Origin of the sequence: Ectopseudomonas khazarica (genome assembly GCF_004521985.1) — a bacterium.
GTDB classification, from domain to species: Bacteria; Pseudomonadota; Gammaproteobacteria; order Pseudomonadales; family Pseudomonadaceae; genus Aquipseudomonas; species Aquipseudomonas khazarica.
On record NZ_SBHZ01000007.1, the window covers coordinates 133498 to 149406 of the forward strand.

Annotated in this window: 16 protein-coding genes; 10 read left to right on the top strand and 6 right to left on the bottom strand. The window is 67.5% G+C overall.

Going from position 1 to position 15909, the window contains the following annotated elements; translation table 11 throughout:
* Positions 1-29 precede the first annotated feature (29 nt).
* The 3 genes from cobJ (at position 30) to EPK82_RS11070 (ending at position 3399) form a co-directional block, all read left to right on the top strand.
* Positions 30-1688: a precorrin-3B C(17)-methyltransferase gene (gene cobJ / locus EPK82_RS11060; RefSeq protein WP_134676600.1), complete on the top strand. Its 1659-nt coding sequence runs from the start codon at positions 30-32 to the stop codon at positions 1686-1688.
* A 192-nt stretch (positions 1689-1880) separates the two neighbouring features.
* Positions 1881-2720, top strand: coding sequence for an AraC family transcriptional regulator (locus EPK82_RS11065; protein ID WP_037054699.1), 840 nt, complete (start codon positions 1881-1883; stop codon positions 2718-2720).
* Between the two features lie 79 nt (positions 2721-2799).
* Positions 2800-3399, top strand: a complete 600-nt coding sequence (locus tag EPK82_RS11070) for a LysE family translocator (RefSeq protein ID WP_134676601.1) — start codon at positions 2800-2802, stop codon at positions 3397-3399.
* 49 nt (positions 3400-3448) lie between these two features.
* Here the strand turns inward: EPK82_RS11070 and EPK82_RS11075 are convergent, their stop codons facing one another.
* Positions 3449-4432: a GlxA family transcriptional regulator gene (locus tag EPK82_RS11075; RefSeq protein ID WP_134676602.1), complete on the bottom strand. Its 984-nt coding sequence runs from the start codon at positions 4430-4432 to the stop codon at positions 3449-3451.
* A gap of 92 nt (positions 4433-4524) precedes the next feature.
* Here EPK82_RS11075 and EPK82_RS11080 point away from each other — a divergent pair, with 92 nt between their 5' ends.
* Positions 4525-5136 carry a LysE family translocator gene (locus tag EPK82_RS11080; RefSeq protein WP_037054705.1) on the top strand — a complete coding sequence of 204 codons (612 nt, stop codon included), beginning with the start codon at positions 4525-4527 and terminating at the stop codon, positions 5134-5136.
* A gap of 40 nt (positions 5137-5176) precedes the next feature.
* Here EPK82_RS11080 and EPK82_RS11085 read toward each other — a convergent pair whose 3' ends face one another.
* Positions 5177-5746, bottom strand: a complete 570-nt coding sequence (locus tag EPK82_RS11085; RefSeq protein ID WP_134676603.1) for a flavin reductase family protein — start codon at positions 5744-5746, stop codon at positions 5177-5179.
* Between the two features lie 84 nt (positions 5747-5830).
* A complete protein-coding gene (locus EPK82_RS11090) occupies positions 5831-6574 on the bottom strand; it encodes an SDR family oxidoreductase (protein ID WP_037054708.1) in 744 nt (247 codons plus the stop codon).
* A gap of 142 nt (positions 6575-6716) precedes the next feature.
* On the opposite strand from EPK82_RS11090, the gene EPK82_RS11095 reads away from it, so the two are divergent.
* The 6 genes from EPK82_RS11095 (at position 6717) to EPK82_RS11120 (ending at position 13211) form a co-directional block, all read left to right on the top strand.
* Complete coding sequence (locus EPK82_RS11095; protein ID WP_037054709.1) at positions 6717-7628, top strand: LysR family transcriptional regulator; 912 nt, start codon at positions 6717-6719, stop codon at positions 7626-7628.
* A 101-nt stretch (positions 7629-7729) separates the two neighbouring features.
* Positions 7730-9025 (top strand): MFS transporter, encoded by a 1296-nt coding sequence (locus EPK82_RS11100; RefSeq protein ID WP_134676604.1) that lies wholly within the window; start codon positions 7730-7732, stop codon positions 9023-9025.
* Between the two features lie 209 nt (positions 9026-9234).
* Positions 9235-9714 (top strand): carboxymuconolactone decarboxylase family protein, encoded by a 480-nt coding sequence (locus EPK82_RS11105; protein WP_047590574.1) that lies wholly within the window; start codon positions 9235-9237, stop codon positions 9712-9714.
* Between the two features lie 145 nt (positions 9715-9859).
* Positions 9860-11998 (top strand): TonB-dependent receptor family protein, encoded by a 2139-nt coding sequence (locus EPK82_RS11110; protein ID WP_134676605.1) that lies wholly within the window; start codon positions 9860-9862, stop codon positions 11996-11998.
* Between the two features lie 217 nt (positions 11999-12215).
* Entirely contained in the window at positions 12216-12719 is a 504-nt protein-coding gene (locus EPK82_RS11115) for a GNAT family N-acetyltransferase (protein WP_134676606.1), read from the top strand.
* Between the two features lie 30 nt (positions 12720-12749).
* Positions 12750-13211: a GNAT family N-acetyltransferase gene (locus EPK82_RS11120; protein ID WP_134676607.1), complete on the top strand. Its 462-nt coding sequence runs from the start codon at positions 12750-12752 to the stop codon at positions 13209-13211.
* A gap of 167 nt (positions 13212-13378) precedes the next feature.
* Here the strand turns inward: EPK82_RS11120 and cobF are convergent, their stop codons facing one another.
* From cobF to EPK82_RS11135, 3 genes are read right to left on the bottom strand one after another with little or no spacing between them, the layout of a single operon-like run.
* On the bottom strand, positions 13379-14146 hold the full coding sequence (cobF, locus tag EPK82_RS11125; protein WP_134676608.1) for a precorrin-6A synthase (deacetylating): 768 nt from the start codon (positions 14144-14146) through the stop codon (positions 13379-13381).
* Complete coding sequence (locus tag EPK82_RS11130; protein WP_341870006.1) at positions 14143-14898, bottom strand: vWA domain-containing protein; 756 nt, start codon at positions 14896-14898, stop codon at positions 14143-14145. Before EPK82_RS11130 ends, cobF begins: the two co-directional genes overlap by 4 nt.
* Complete coding sequence (locus EPK82_RS11135; RefSeq protein WP_134676610.1) at positions 14880-15887, bottom strand: ATP-binding protein; 1008 nt, start codon at positions 15885-15887, stop codon at positions 14880-14882. The genes EPK82_RS11130 and EPK82_RS11135 overlap by 19 nt, the downstream gene beginning before the upstream one ends.
* Positions 15888-15909: the final 22 nt, after the last annotated feature.

Below are 15909 nucleotides of genomic sequence, written 5' to 3' on the forward strand. Positions count from 1 at the left end.
GATTTCATCCGGGCTACAGGATCTACCGCATGAACATCGTCATCCTCGGCAGCAGCGCGCTGGCCACTGCACAACGCCTCAAGACGCTTTATCCACAGGCGCTGATCCATGGCCTGCGCGGCCGGGTCGAGGCTGCCGAGCGTCACTACGACGACTTCGGCGACAGCCTGCGTGCGCTCTATCGGGCCGGGCAACCGCTGCTGGTGCTGTGCGCCGCCGGCATCGTCATCCGCAGCCTCGCCCCGCTGCTGGCGGAGAAGGGCAGCGAGCCACCGGTGCTGGCCCTTGCCGAAGACGGCAGCGCCGTGGTGCCACTGCTCGGTGGCCTGGCCGGGGTCAATCGCCTGGCCCGCGAGATCGCCGCACACCTGGAGGTCACACCGGCGATCACCACCAGCGGCGAGCTGCGCTTCGGCACCTGCCTGCTGGAGCCGCCGGCCGGCTACGCCCTGGCCGACCTGCAACAGGGCAAGCGCTTCGTCAGCGACCTGCTCGGCGGCGAAACGGTGCGCATCGAAGGCCAGGCGCCCTGGCTGGAGGCCGCCCAGCTGCCTGTGGATAACGCTGCGAAGCGGGTTATCCACATCACCCCGCAGGCCCGCCCGGCGCAGCCCGACGAGCTGCTGATCCATCCGCGCAGCGTCGCCGTGCAGGTCGAGCGAACCGACGACCAGCTGGCGGCACGCATCCACCGGGCGCTGAGCGCCGCCAACCTGGCGCCACAGGCCCTGGCCGCTCTGCTCGCGGACAAGGCCCGGATGGCCGATGCCGAACTGCACGCAGCCGCGCGCGAGCTGAACCTGCCGCTGCGCTTCATTCACGGCGCAAGCGCAGAACTGCCCGCCCGGCAGCTCGCCGGCGACGGCCTGCGCCTGCTGCTGGCCGAGCAGCCGCTGGATGTCGAACGCCTTGGCCAGCGTCGTGGCCGCCTCAGCGTGGTCGGCCTCGGCCCTGGCGCCGCCGAGCACATGACCCCCGCCGTGCGCCGCGCCCTGGACGAGGCCGAAGACCTGCTCGGCTACGACACCTACGTGAAGATGGCCGGCCCGCTGCGCGCCGACCAGCGCCTGCACCCCAGCGACAACCGCGAGGAACTGCAGCGCGCCGCCCATGCCTTCGAGCTGGCTGCCACGGGCCGCCGGGTGGTGATGATCTCTTCGGGCGACCCCGGCGTGTTCGCCATGGCCGCCGCCGTGATGGAAGCGCTGGAAAGCCCGCAGAGCGAGGCCTGGCGCGGGGTCGAACTGGAGGTGCTGCCGGGCGTCTCGGCTGCCCTGGCCACCGCCGCCAAGGCCGGTGCGCCACTGGGCCATGACTTCTGCCTTATCTCCCTGTCCGACAACCTCAAACCCTGGGCGGTGATCGAGCAGCGCCTGCAGCACGCCGCCGCTGCGGATCTGGCCATGGCCTTCTACAACCCGATTTCCAGGGCCCGCCCCTGGCAGCTCGGCCGCGCGCTGGAACTGCTGCGCCAGCAGCGTGCGGCGGAAACCCTGGTGGTGCTCGGCCGCGACATTGGCCGCCCGGCCGAAGCGCTGCGCAACCTCACCTTGGGCGAGCTGACGCCGGAGATGGTCGACATGCGCACCCTGGTGATCATCGGCTCCAGCCAGACCCGCCGCTTCCCCCGCGCCGAGGGCGGCGACTGGGTGTACACACCGCGCTGGTACCCCGCGCAGGCCGACTAGACCATCGTCCTCAAGCAGTATTGCCAAGCGTTCGTAGGAGCGGATTTATCCGCGAATTTCGCGGCTGAAGCCGCTCCTACGGATCAAGGCGCCTGTTTTTATTCACAGCCCCTGCCATCTGCACAAACGTTCTAGGCATGCCCGGCAAACGGGTTAAGCTCGGGCGTTCCTCTTTCCACTGTGAGCCGGGCGATGAACGCGCAATCATGGGTCGACCTCAAACAGGATGCCGATACAGGCATCGAGGTGATCCGCGCGCATTTCGAGGGGCATGCCTACGATCCGCACTGGCACGACAGCTACCTGATCGGCTTCACCGAGCAGGGCGTGCAGCAGTTCAATTGCCGCCGCGCCCTGTTCAGCAGCGTGCCGGGGCAGACCTTCTTCCTCGAGCCCGGCGACATTCATGACGGCAACGCCCCGGCGCCAGGGGGCTTCACCTACTCCACGCTGTACCTGGAACCGGCCTGGCTCCAAGGCGCCTTGCCGGCGCTGTTCGAACAGGCTCCCGTCGACTGCCTGCCCAGCGTGCCACGCACCCAGCCGGACGACCCCGGCCTGCTGCCGCACATCGCCAACGCCCTGCAGGCGCTGCGCGAGGGCGAGCCGCGCATGGTCCGCGATGCGGCCCTGGATGGCCTGCTCGAACGCCTTTCGCGCAACCTGCAATGGCGCCAGCGCATGCAGGGCAACCCGCAGATTCCCGGCGTGGCCCTGCGCGCACGCGACTACCTGCACGCGCACTTCCACGAGAACATCGGCCTCGGTGAACTGGCCCGGGTCTGCGGCGTGGACCGCTTCCACCTCACGCGAGCCTTCAAGGCCGCCTTCGGCATCGCCCCGCACGGCTACCTGATCCAGTTGCGCCTGGTGCGCGCGCGCCGCCTGCTGGCCCTTGGCAGTGCGCCCGCCGACGTCGCCAGCGATCTGGGTTTCGCCGACCAGAGTCACCTCGGCCGCTGGTTCCGCCGCGCCAATGGCGTCACCCCCGGCGCCTACCGCAGCCTCTGCACAAAGCTTCAAGACCGCTGAGCGGGGCCACTGGACAATCGCCACCATGACCCGACATGGAGCGATCATCGATGCCCCTCACCGCACCAGGGCCCCGGCCATGAACCAGTGGCTGCCCTTCATCCTCTTCGCCTCGGCGGCTTCGATCACCCCGGGGCCGACCAACCTGCTGATCCTCGGCAGCGCCTCGCGTTTCGGCCTGCCCATTGCCCTGACCATCGCCCTCGGCGCCAGCCTGGGTGCCAGTCTCATGCTGCTGGTGGTCGGCCTCGGCCTGGGCGAGCTGCTGGCGCGCACGCCGCTGCTGCAAACGGCGATGACCTGGGCCGGCGCCGCCTGGATCAGCTGGATGGCCTGCAAGCTGATGCGCCGCGACGCGGCCGGTATCGAGGCACGGCCCATCGAGCGACGCCAGGGGTTCGTCCAGGGCGCCGTCCTGCAACTGATCAACCCCAAGACCTGGCTGATGACCCTCTCGGTCACGGCAATATTTCTCGATGGCCAGGCTTCACCAAGCCGCGTGGCCATCCATGCCGCGCTGTTCCTGCTGGTCTCCACGCCCTGCCTGCTCAGCTGGGGCCTGCTCGGCGCCGGCAGCGCCCGCCTGCTGCGGCAACCGTCGCGGCTGCTGCTGTTCAACCGGACCATGGCGCTGTTGCTGCTGGCATCGGTGTGGCTGCCGTTGCTGATGGATCGATGAAGCACAGCGGCGCATGCGCTGACGGTGGATCGGTGAAGCGTGATCCACCCTACGACGGCATGCCGCCCTGGCGACGGAAAGCGCCGGGAGCGACACCGAACCGCTGGCGAAACAGCTTGCCCAGGTGGCTGGCGTCGCTGGCACCGATCTCGTCGGCGATCTGCGCCAGGCTGTGACTGGAGTTGAGCAGGCGCCAGCGCACGTGTTGCAGGCGCAGCTCGTTCCAGTACTCGCGGGCACTCATGCCCTGGCGGGCGCGGAACAGGCGGTCGAGCTGCCGGCGACTGATACCGACACTGGCCGCCAGTTGCTCGATACCGTCGGCGCTGGCCAGGCCGTGGCGCATCAGGGCGATGGCACGGTCGACATGACGTTCGCCGCTGGACGTGCCATGCAGCGAGCGCAGTGCGTGCTGGCCACTGCGCGTCTCGTCCACCAGCATGTCGGCCAGGCCCTTGAGCGCCCGCGCCCGTCCGCTGCCACGGGCCAACAGCTCCACCGCCAGGTCGATGGCCGCCGTGCCCCCGGCGCAGGAAATCCGCTCGGAATCGATGCTGTACAGGCGCTCGTGCGCCAGCCGCAGGTGGGCGAAGCTGGCGCGAAACTCCGCCTGGTGACGCCAGTGCACCGCGACCTGATGGCCATCGAGCAGGCCACAGGCGGCCAGCAGGAAACTGGCGTTGTCGATCGCCACCAGCTTCACCCCGGCACGTACGGCGCGGCGCAACAGGGCCCGGTAGGCCGGCGCCAGCGCCGCCGTGGCCTGCGCGTTACGCCCGCCGAACAACACCAGATAGTCGTGCTCGGCCAGCGTCAGCTCCTGCGGCGTGGCCTCGATTCGCAACGCCGCACCGCTGCTCGACGACACATGCCCCGGCTGCAGGCCGAGAATGGTCCAGGTGCAGTAGCGCTGACGGCTGTAGTCCTCGTCGTCGGCGCTGAAGCGCAACTTGTCGAGAAAGCCGCCGAACGGCAGCAGGGCGAACTCCGGCAGAGGCAGCAGGAGGAAGCGCAGGTCAGGGCGTTGCAACATGAGTCGTCCAGAATCGACTGGTAGATGACCAGAATCTACCTCATTACCGGCTGTAGCGCTGAGTAGACTGGCCACCTTCCCAGGAGACCCACATGGCCCTCGAACTCTGGCTCGTCTACTTCGTCGCAACCCTCGGCCTGGCGCTGACGCCCGGCCCCAACAGCCTGCTGGCGCTGACCCATGGCGGGCTGTACGGCGCACGCATGGCGCTGGCGACCATCCTCGGCGGCGTGGTCGGCTTCGGCACGCTGATCGCCCTGGCCATGTTCGGCCTTGGCGCCCTGCTCAAGACCGCACCCACCGCGCTGCTGGCACTCAAGTGGATCGGCGGCGCCTACCTGGTGTGGCTCGGCATCCAGCTCTGGCGCGCGCCGCCGATGAACCTGACGCTGGCCGACAGCGGCGTGCGCCCCAGCGCCGGGCGACTGTTTCGCCAGGGCCTGCTGTCGGCCTTGTCGAACCCCAAGGTGATTCTGTTCTACGGCGCCTTCCTGCCGCAGTTCCTCGACCCCCAGCGCGGCCTGGCCGTGCAGTTCGTGGTGATGGCGGCGACCTTCGCCGTGGTCGAGTTCCTCGTCGAACTGCTGCTGGCCCTCACCGCCGTGCGCGTACGCCCCTGGCTGCAACGCGGCGGCCACACCTTCAACCGCAGCTGCGGCACGCTGTTCGTGCTGATCGGCATGGCGCTGCCATTGGCACGCTGAGGCGAGCGCCTGGCTGCAGCAAGACATGGGCCTCGTCCATTCAGGCCTTGAGCGCCTCGCCAGTCGCGTAGTAATGCCCGCCCGCCACGTGATGCAGGCTGCGCAGATTCGGGTCGGCCGTTTCGAAATGCCAACGGCCATCGCGGAACACCCGCTCGTCGGCCCAGGCGGCGATCACCTCGCCGATGAACAGGTCGTAGGCCTGCTGGTTATGCGGCTCATTGATCATCCGGCAGACCAGCCAGGCCGAGCAGCCGGCAACCAAGGGCACATCGTGGCCTGCCATCTCGAACAGCTCGACCCCGGCGTGCGCCAGCTTCGCCGGGTCATCGCCAAGGCTGGCATTGCCCACCGCCTGGGTCAGCTGCAGCTGCGCCACGGTCGGCACCTGAACGGCGAACAGGCTACTGCCCTCGACCAGCGCACGGGTGCGGGTGGCCTTGTCCAGCACCAGGCTCAGCTTCGGTGGGTCGAAGTCCAGCGCACAGCACCAGGCCGCCGCCATGACGTTATCCACAGCCTGGTGACGTGCGGACACCAGCACGGTGGGGCCGTGGTTGAGCAGGCGGTAGGCCTTGGCCAGATCGACCGGACGAATGGACGCGCTCATGCAGACTCCTGAAAGCGAAAAAGGCGCCTGCATGCTGGTCCGTACGGACCCGCATCGCAAGCGCCCGGATGCAGCGGATCGGGATCAGAACTCCTGCACGGTCGGACGCAGGACGATCTCGTTGATATCCACATCCGCCGGCTGCTCGATGGCATAGGCAATGGCGCGGGCCACCGAGTCCGCCGGGATGGCCTGCTTGTAGAAGTCGACGACGAAGTCGCGGCTCTGCTGGTGCGAGCTGCCGAACTTCAGCTCGGAGTCCACCGCACCCGGCTCGATGGTGGTGGTACGGATGCTGCCGCCGACCTCGTGACGCAGGCCCTCGGAGATGGCGCGCACGGCGAACTTGGTGCCGCTGTACACGGTACCGCCCGGGCTGAACACCTTGATCCCGGCCACCGAGGCGATGTTGATGAAATGCCCGGCGTTCTGCTGCTGGAACACCGGCAACGCAGCGGCGATGCCATACAGCACGCCCTTGATGTTGATGTCGATCATGCGATCCCACTCGTCGGTGCGCAGATCGCTCATCGGCGCAATGGCCATCAGCCCGGCGTTGTTGACCAGCACGTCGACCCGGCCGTAGGTATCCACGGCACCCTGGATCAGGGCCTTGACCTCATCGGCACGCGTGACGTCGGTCTGGTAGGCGACCGCCTCGCCACCGGCAGCGACCAGTTCGCCGACCAGTTGTTCGAGGCGCTCCTTGCGCCGTGCAGCCAGCACCACCTTGGCGCCCAGTTTGCTCAGATGACGTGCGCTGGCTTCGCCCAGACCGCTGCTGGCGCCGGTAATGACCACGACCTTGCCGGAAATGTTGTTGCTCATCGGTAAGCCTCTCTTTCGGATTCGTTGAAGTGTCCGCGCCGTATGCCGGACATGGGCTCACACTAGAGGCGATTTTCGTTTCAATGAATGGAAGTGTTTGGATTAGGCTATTCCACATTCTGGAATACAAAGGCGTAGCGACATGCTCAACCGCATGGAGATGATCCGCATCTTCTGCAGCGCGGCCGACTGCAGCAATTTCCGCGAGGCAGCGACACGGCTCGGCGTCTCCCCGCAGGCCGTGACGCGTGCGATCAAGGCGCTGGAGGAGGAGCTGGGCGAGATTCTCTTCCACCGCAACACGCGCCAGGTGCACATCACCGCCTTCGGCGAGGCCTATGCCGTGCGGGCACGGCAGACGCTGGAAGGCTTCGACTCGCTGTTTCGTGGCCATCGTGCCGATACCGAGTCGGGCTTCAGCGGGCGTGTCGGCATCACCGCGCCACAAGCGATCGGCAAGCGCTTTCTGGTCGGCTTCCTGCAGCCCCTGCTCAAGCGCCACCCGCACCTGCAGCTGACCCTGCGCCTGGAGGACGAGATCACCGACGCGGTCGATGCGCAGATCGATATCGGCATCCGTATCGGCTCGTTGCGCGACAGCCGCTACGTCGCCCGCACCCTGGCGCCCGTGCCGCTGCAGGTGGTGGCCACGCCCGAACTGATTGCCACTACCGGCAGCCCGCGCACGCTAGCCGAGTTGCAGCAACGCCCGCTCTCGGTACTGATCGACCGCAAGAGCGGCCGGCCCTGGCCCTGGACCTTCGCGGACGGCCCAAGCCTGCTTCCCGCCAACCCGGCACTGACCTGCGACGACCCCGAAGCCGAGCTGGAAGTCGTGCTCGCCGGCCTGGCCTACGGACAGTTGCCCGCCTACCTGGCCCAGCCGCACCTGGAGAGCGGCCGCCTGCAGGCCGTGATGGCGCAGCAGGCCCCCGCTCCCTGGCAACTGTTCATATACCGCCCGCAACAAGGCCCCGTATCGCCCAGGGTGCGCCTGGTATTCGATCACCTGCGCGCCTGCTTTTCCGACCCGGCGCAGTTCCCCCAGGGCTGAGGTCGCTCAGAGCAACGCCACCGTCGTGTCGGAGGCGCCGGCTCGCGAGCACCCTGCGTAACGTGCCTGAACCCGTCTGGATCAGGGATCAGGAGCAACGCATGAACGCCATAACCCACACTCGGCAGGTCAGCCCGGCGACCCTGCGCAAGGTGATCGCCGCCTCGGCCATCGGCAACTTCGTCGAGTGGTTCGATTTCGCCGTCTACGGGTTTCTCGCCGTGACCATCGCCGCCCTGTTCTTTCCCCAGGGCAACCCGACCCTGGCCTTGCTGCAGACCTTCGCGGTGTTCGCCGTGTCGTTCGCCCTGCGCCCGCTGGGCGGGATCTTCTTCGGCACCCTCGGGGACCGCATCGGGCGCAAGCGGGTGCTGTCGATCACCGTGCTGATGATGGCCGGCGCCACCACACTGATCGGCCTGCTGCCGACCTACGCCAGCATCGGTCTGTTCGCCCCGCTGCTGCTGGCGCTGGCGCGCTGCCTGCAGGGCTTCTCGGCCGGTGGCGAATACGCCGGTGCCTGCGCCTTCGTCATGGAGCACGCGCCCACCGAGCGCAAGGCGCGCTATGGCAGTTTCGTGCCGGTCTCGACCTTCCTCGCCTTCGCCTCGGCCGCCGGACTGGTGTTCGGCCTCGACCAGTTCATCAGCAACGAGCAGATGCAGGCCTGGGGCTGGCGCCTGCCGTTCCTCATCGCTGCGCCGCTGGGCCTGGTCGGCCTGTACATGCGCCTGCGCCTGGACGAATCGCCCGCCTTCCAGGCCCTGGCCGCCGAGCAGGCCCCCGAGCATTCGCCGCTGCGCGAAACTCTGCGCAGCCACGGCGCCACCATCGTCTGCCTGGGCGCATTCATCTCCGCCACGGCGCTGTCGTTCTACATGTTCACCACCTACCTCAGCACCTACATGCAGGTGGTCGGCGGCGCCAGCCGGCCCACGGCACTGCTGGCCAACCTGATGGCGCTGGTGTTCGCCGGCCTGCTGTGCCCGTTCGTGGGGCGCTACTCGGATCGCGTCGGCCGCCGCCGGACCATCCTCAGCGCCTGCCTGGCGCTGATCGTCGCGGTCTATCCGGCCTTCTCCCTGGCCACGTCCGGCCAGCTGCTGCCCTCGGCGCTGGGCGCCATGCTGCTGGCCGTCGGCGCGGTGATCTGCGGCGTGGTCACCGCCGTGCTGCTCTCCGAACAGTTCCCCACCCGTGTGCGCTACACCGCCTCGGCCTTCACCTACAACATCGCCTACACCCTCTTCGGCGGCACCGCTCCGCTGGTGGCGACCTGGCTGATCGAGCAGACCGGCGACCGCATGGCGCCAGCCTACTACCTGATCGTCATCGCCCTGATCGCCATGGCCGGTGGCATGGCGCTACCCGAGTCGTCGAAACGCCCACTGCACTGAGTACCGACAGCCATGGCGCAGTGCTGCGCCATGCACCGAGTAGCGGGAGGCACACGCCTCTGCGCAAAAGTGGACCAAGCAGAATTGGGTGAAATGGATCTATGTGACTGGCCCACCGGTGCGTAGATTTCTCTTCACCGGGCCGCTGTGGTTCTGCCAGTCGCAGAGACGCATCGGTTTCTTCTCGACTCGGATTAAGGGTGAAAACCATGAGCCAGCGTCTCGACTACTTCAAACTCTCCCCGAAGGCCTCCAGCAAGTACGCGGAATTTTCCACCCTGCTGAGCAAGACGCCGTTCCTCACCGAACTCGCCCACCTGGTCACCCTGCGCGCCTCGCAGATCAACGGCTGCGCCTTCTGCGTGGACATGCACGTCAAGGAGGCGAAGATTCACGGCGAACGCGAACTGCGCCTGCACCATGTCGCCGTCTGGCGCGAATCGCCGCTGTTCTCCGACCGCGAGCGGGCCGCCCTGGAGTGGACCGAAGCCCTGACCGTCCTGTCGCCGCACGGCGTCAGTGATGCCATCTACAACAGCGTGCGTGAGCAGTTCTCCGAGCAGGAGCTGGCCGATCTGTCCCTGCTGGTGGTGGCCATCAACGGCTGGAACCGTCTCAGCGTGGCCTTCCGCAACGTCCCCGGCTCCGCCGACAAGCTGTACGGACTGGACAAGGCCGGCCTGGCCTGAGGGCCCGTCTACAGGGCAAGGTCGGCCATAGCCCGAGCGCCCCATGGCTCCCTGAGCGTAACGCGAGTGACGAGCCCGTCGGTGGTGACCAATCCCCGGTGGCATCCATCAGACACACTCGCTGTCCGCTCAACGGAGCCCTTGCATGCCGCCCCTGCAACTTTCCCGCCAACCTGCCCGACTCACCCTGCTGGCGCTCGCCAGCCTGGGCATCAATCACGCCCGGGCCGACGAACCCGTGCAGCTCGATGCGTTGCACATCAGCGCAACACCGGTCAGTGAAGCGGACGCCGCGCGCAAGACGCTCGAGCGCGTATCCGGTGCCACCAACCTGGTAGACATGGACCAGGTCGATCAGGGCCGCGTGGCCGGTGTCGCCGACGTGCTGGCCTATCAGCCCGGCGTCTATGCGCAATCGCCGGGCAATGAAGGGGTGAAGATCAGCATGCGGGGTTCCGGCATCAACCGTGGTCCCGGTGCCCATGCCTCCGGCACGCACATCCTGCTCGACGGCCTGCCGCTGACCGGCTCCGGTGGCACCCCCTACGAGCTGCTGGAACCCCTGTGGATAAGTCGCGCGGAGGTCCTGCGCGGCGCCAACGGCTTCGAACGCGGTGCGCTGGCCCTCGGCGGTGCCATCGACTACATCAGCCACACCGGCTACAGCGCACCCAAGCTGCAACTGCGCTACGAGGCCGGCAGCCATGGCTACCAGAAACGCAGCATCGCCTCGGGCCAGGTTCTGGGCGATGTCGACTACTACCTCAACCTCACCGACAGCCACTACGACGGCTATCAGGATCACGCCTCCGGACAGGGCAAGGGCATTGCCGGCAACGTCGGCTATCGCCTCAACGACAGCCTGGAAACGCGCTTCTACCTGCGCTACCGCGAGACCGAGCACGACACGCCGGGGCGCCTGAGCAAGGCACAGATCAAACACGATCCGCGCGATGCCGCAGCCGCGAACCTGCGCATCGACGCCCACCGAGACCAGCCTGGCAGCACCTGGCTGGCCAACAAGACCACCTGGTACCTGGACGCCGACGCCACCCTGGTCGCCGGCCTGGCGTACCACCACTACCCGATGGATATCGTCGAGAGCCCCTACCGCAACAGTGCCTACCGTGTCCGCGTCGACTACAGCGACATCAGCGCCACGCTGAACTACACACGCCGCCACAGCCTGTTCGGTCTGGACAGCAGCACCAGCGTCGGCCTGCGCAGCACCCGCAACCTGCCCGGCAGCAAAGCGCGAGAGAACGCCACGCAACCGCTGACCGTCGATGGCAACACCTACCCGGCCGGCACCCTGATGCGCGAATACATCCACCAAGGTTCGGACAACACGCTGCACATCAGCAACGAACTGCAGCTACGCCCCGAGCTATGGCTGGATACCGGCCTGGCGCTGATCAATACCCGGCGCAAGGTCGAGGTGACCGCTCCGGCCAATCCCTACAGGCTCGACACCGACACCTGGGACTACGCTCCCCGCATCGGCCTGCGCTACCAGCTCGCCCCCGCCGTACAGCTGTATGGCAACATCAGCCGCTCGGTGGAACCAGCGCATGCCTGGTCGATGATCTGGAGCTCGAACGACTATTTTCCGGCCGGCAGCGGCCCGGCGACAGGCCGCTACCGCGCCCCGGTCTCTCTGGATAACCAGACGGCAACGACCTTCGAAGTCGGTGGTCGTGGCGATTCGCCGCTCGGCCAATGGGACCTTGCGCTCTACCACGCGCAAGTACGCCACGAGTTGCTCAGCGTCGAAGTCGCTCCAGCAGTCACCCGCGAGTCCAACGCCAGCCCCACCGTGCACCAGGGCATCGAAGCCGGCCTGAACAGCCTGCTCTGGCAAGACCACGGCAGCGCCTTGAGCCTGCGTCAGGCCTACACCTTCAGCGACTTCCACTACCGCGATGACGACAGCTTCGGCGACAACCGCCTGCCCGGCCTGCCGCGCCACTACTACCAGGCCGAACTGCGCTACGACCACCCGAGCGGCTTCTATGCCGGGGTGAATACCCGGTACGCCTCCAGGGTCGCGGTGGACTACGCCAACTCCTACTACGCCGACGCCTATGCCCTCTTCGGCGCCACCCTCGGCTACGCCTCGCCGAAGGACGACTGGCAGGCCTGGCTCGACCTGCGCAACCTCACCGACAAGCGCTACGCCGCCACCGTCACTCCCGGCTATGACGACAAGGGCGCGGACGCCGCGCGCTCCACGCCCGGGGAAGGGTTCGGGGTGTACACGGGGGTTTCCTGGAGCTGGCTGTAAACCGCCCTGCTCGCCGGTGGATGACGCTATTTGCATCCACCCATCGGACTTCTGGGGCCACATGCTGGCGGACATGAAAAGCGCTGTCCGCCCTACGCATGACCCGGCGTAGCGTGGACAACGCGAAGCTTGTCCTCCAACGAAGCACCAACACGCCGACGATAACAACGCACGGCAAGCGCCGGGTTATAGTCCGGCTCTGTCCGTGAGGTCCGTGATGAGCCAACCCTATACCACCTACTACCTGGAGATGACCCGCGCCGAACAGCTGCGCGCCAAGGCGCCACGCAGCGAACTGCAGATCGTCGAATGCGAGGAGTCACAAGGCGCGTTCAACCGTTTTCTCTACCAGTTGGTCGGTTCGGCCTGGGAATGGGGTGATCTGGACGACTGGGACGACGCGCACTGGCAGGCCATGGTGGAGAACCCGGCGCACCGCACCTGGGTGGCGTACCACCGTGGCGCCATCGCCGGTTACTACGAGCTGCTGCGCCCCGATGGTCACAACACCGAAATCCGCTATTTCGGCCTGGCCCCGCAGTTTCTCGACCGTGGCTTCGGCGGCGCCCTGCTCAGCCACGCCATCACTTCCGCATGGCAGTGGCCCGGTACCGAACGTGTCTGGGTACACACCTGCACCTTCGACCATCCAGCTGCCCTGGCCAACTATCAGGCACGAGGGATGCGGGTCTATCAGGAAGAGATCAACAACGCCGATTGAGTCGTTGACCGACAAAGGAGCGAGAACAGCATGGACTGCATGATTCGACCGGCGACACAGGACGATGCGGCAGCGATCAGTCGAGTCGTGATTACCGCGTTACGCGAGTCGAACGCCCGGGACTATGCACCCGAGGTGATCTCTCGGATCGAGCAAAGCTTCACACCTCAAGCCGTGGCTGCACTGCTCGGCACGCGCAGGGTCTTCGTCGCCTCGCTGCACGGAATGCCGATCGCCACCGCCAGCCTCGATGGCGAGGTGGTCAGGACGGTCTTCGTCGATCCGGCGTACCAGGGCGGCGGAGTGGGTCGCCGACTGATGGAAGCGCTCCACGCCGAAGCGCTGAACCTCGGCATGGCCAAGCTGCTGGTGCCGTCGTCGCTGACTGCCGAAAGCTTCTACGCAGGCCTCGGTTACCGCAAGGTACGTGATGAATTCCATGGGGCGGAACGCACCGTGGTGATGGAAAAGACGCTGCCGGCTTGTGGATAACGCTTCGCTGCCCAGCATTCTTGCGCGGAAGCAGCCTGGTCAAGCAAGAAGGTGGACGACGCTCTTCATCCCCCCCATCGGATTCCTGAGTCCACATATTGGCGGACATGAAAAGCGATGTCCGCCCTACGCATGACCCGGCGCAGGGCGAACAACGCCCCCTCACCTCAAGCCTGCACCGTCCCTTCCTTGCGCAGCAGGTAGCTGTCCATGATCCAGCCGTTACGCTCGCGCGCCTCGGCGCGGGTGATGGCGATCTTGTCGGCCAGTTCGTCCAGCGGGCCGGCCATGAGGATTTCGTCGGCGGTGCCGACGTAGGCGCCCCAGTAGATGGTCAGGCCCTGGCCGGTGAAGCGGCGGTAGGTGTCCTTGGCGTCGAGCATCACCGCCACGCTGTCCACACCCTGCGGCCAGCCTTCGGCGAGCAGGCGCCCGGTGGTGATTTCCACGGCGCGGCCGATGCTGTTGAGCGGGATGCGATGGCGTGCGGTGAGCGCCTGCAGGCTGGTGATGCCGGGAATCACGTCGTAGGCGAAGTCGCTGCGACGGGCAGCGATGGCCTCGATGATGCGGATGCTGCTGTCGTACAGCGACGGGTCGCCCCAGACCATGAAGGCGGCGGTCTCGCCGTCCGCCATCTGCTCGTCGAGCAACTGCTCGAATACCGCCTGCTTGTCGCGGTTGAGCTCGTCGACGCTGGCGCGGTAGTCGGCGGCGTCGCGCTCGCGCTCGGGCTGCTGGCCCTCGGCGAAACGCGGCGTGTGGCCATCGAGAAAGCGTGCGCAGATCTCGCGGCGCAGGGCATTGAGCTTGTGCTTCGCCGCGCCCTTGTCCATCAGGAAGATCACGTCGCTGCGGCGCAGCGCCTTGATCGCCTGGTAGGTGACGTAGTCCGGGTCGCCGGCGCCGATGCCGACCAGCAGCAGGGTTTTCATGGGGTTCTCCAGGGAATGGACAACCCGTAGGAGCCGGCTTGCCGGCGATCATCGCCCGCCAGCGGGCTCCTACAGGGCAGTAAGTCATCGATATGCTGGTAATCGGCGCCCAGCTGGCGCGCCAGCTCGCGGCCGCGGCCGAGGCGGATCGGCGCGCGCTCGCTGTCGATCAGCAGGGTCGGGCAACCCAGTGGCTGCATGGCCGGCCAGTCGCGCAGGCGGCCGTCGGTGAGGATCAGCAGGCGCTGCTGCTCGGCGGGCTTCTGTCGCCGCCGCCGCACCAGCCAGTCACCGGCCTGCTGCAGTGCATCGAGCAGTGGCGTACCGCCGCCGGCGCCGAGTTGCTGCAGCCAGGCATGCAGTTCGGCACTGGCCTTGCGCCCCTGCCACAGCCACTGCGCCTCGCGACCACCGGCCTGCAGCACGGCCAGGCGCGCGCGCTGACGGTAGGCGCTGTCGAACAGCTCGGCGAGCAGGCCCTTGCTCAGGCTCAGCGCGCCATGGCGGCGGGTCGAGGCAGAAGCATCCACCAGCACCAGCCAGAGTTCATCGGCCTGACGGCTGCGCGGCCGTAGCACCAGGTGCTCGCGGCGTAGCGGGCGACCATGGCGCAGGCTCGCCGGCCAGTCGATGCGGCCGTGCGCACCCGCCCGCGCGGCGCCGCGCAAGCCGCCGCCGAGTCGTCCGGGCCGTTTGCCGGCATCCGCGCCTGTGGCGTTGCGCGGGCGGATGCTCAGGGCTTTTTTGTCCAGCGCGGCGGCACCCGCCGCTCACCCATGGCCTGCACCTGCGCCGGCAACTCGCCCCATTGGCCTTCGCCCTGCTGTGGCGACTGCTCGGATTGCTGCGCCTGCGGCCGCTCGGGCGGCGTGGCGGCAGGCGCTTGTGGTGCCTGCTGGCGACGGCGATGACGCAGGACGAAGTCCTCCACCGCATCGATATCCACAGGCTCGATGACCCCGGCACCCCGCCAGGCGGCATGGGCGCGGGCGGCGCGCAGCCAGACCAGGTCGGCGCGCAGGCCGTCGACGCCAGCGGCGAAGCAGCGCTGGCTGATCTCGCCCAGCGACGCATCATCCAGGGCAATGGCGGCCAGCTGTTGGCGGGCGCTCTGGCAACGCGTCGCCAGGGCCTGTTGTTCAGCTTGCCAACGCTGTACGAAGGCATCCGGAGACGCATCGAAGGCCAGGCGCCGGCGAACGATCTCGGCGCGCTCGGCCGGCTGCGGCTGGCCATCCAGCGCCAGGTTGAGACCGAAGCGGTCGAGCAGCTGCGGGCGCAGCTCGCCTTCCTCGACGTTCATGGTGCCGATCAGCACGAAGCGCGCGGCGTGGCGATGGGAGATGCCATCTCGCTCGACATGGTTGACCCCGCTGGCAGCGGCATCGAGCAGCAGGTCGACCAGATGATCGGGCAGCAGGTTGACCTCATCGACATACAGCACGCCAGCATCGGCGCGCGCCAGCAAACCCGGGGAAAAGCGCGCCTGGCCCTGACCCAGCGCGGCGTCCAGATCCAGGGTGCCGACGATACGTTCCTCGCTGGCGCCCAGCGGCAGGGTGACGAAACGCCCGCCGTCGAGCAGATCGGCCAGGCCACGGGCCAGGGTGGACTTGGCCATGCCGCGCGGGCCTTCGATCAGCACCCCGCCGATGGCCGGGTCGATGGCCGCCAGGCACAGCGCCAGCTTCAGCGAGTCGGCGCCGACCACGGCGGCAAGGGGGAAGTGATGTTCGGTCATGGCGGCATTCACTGGCGACAAA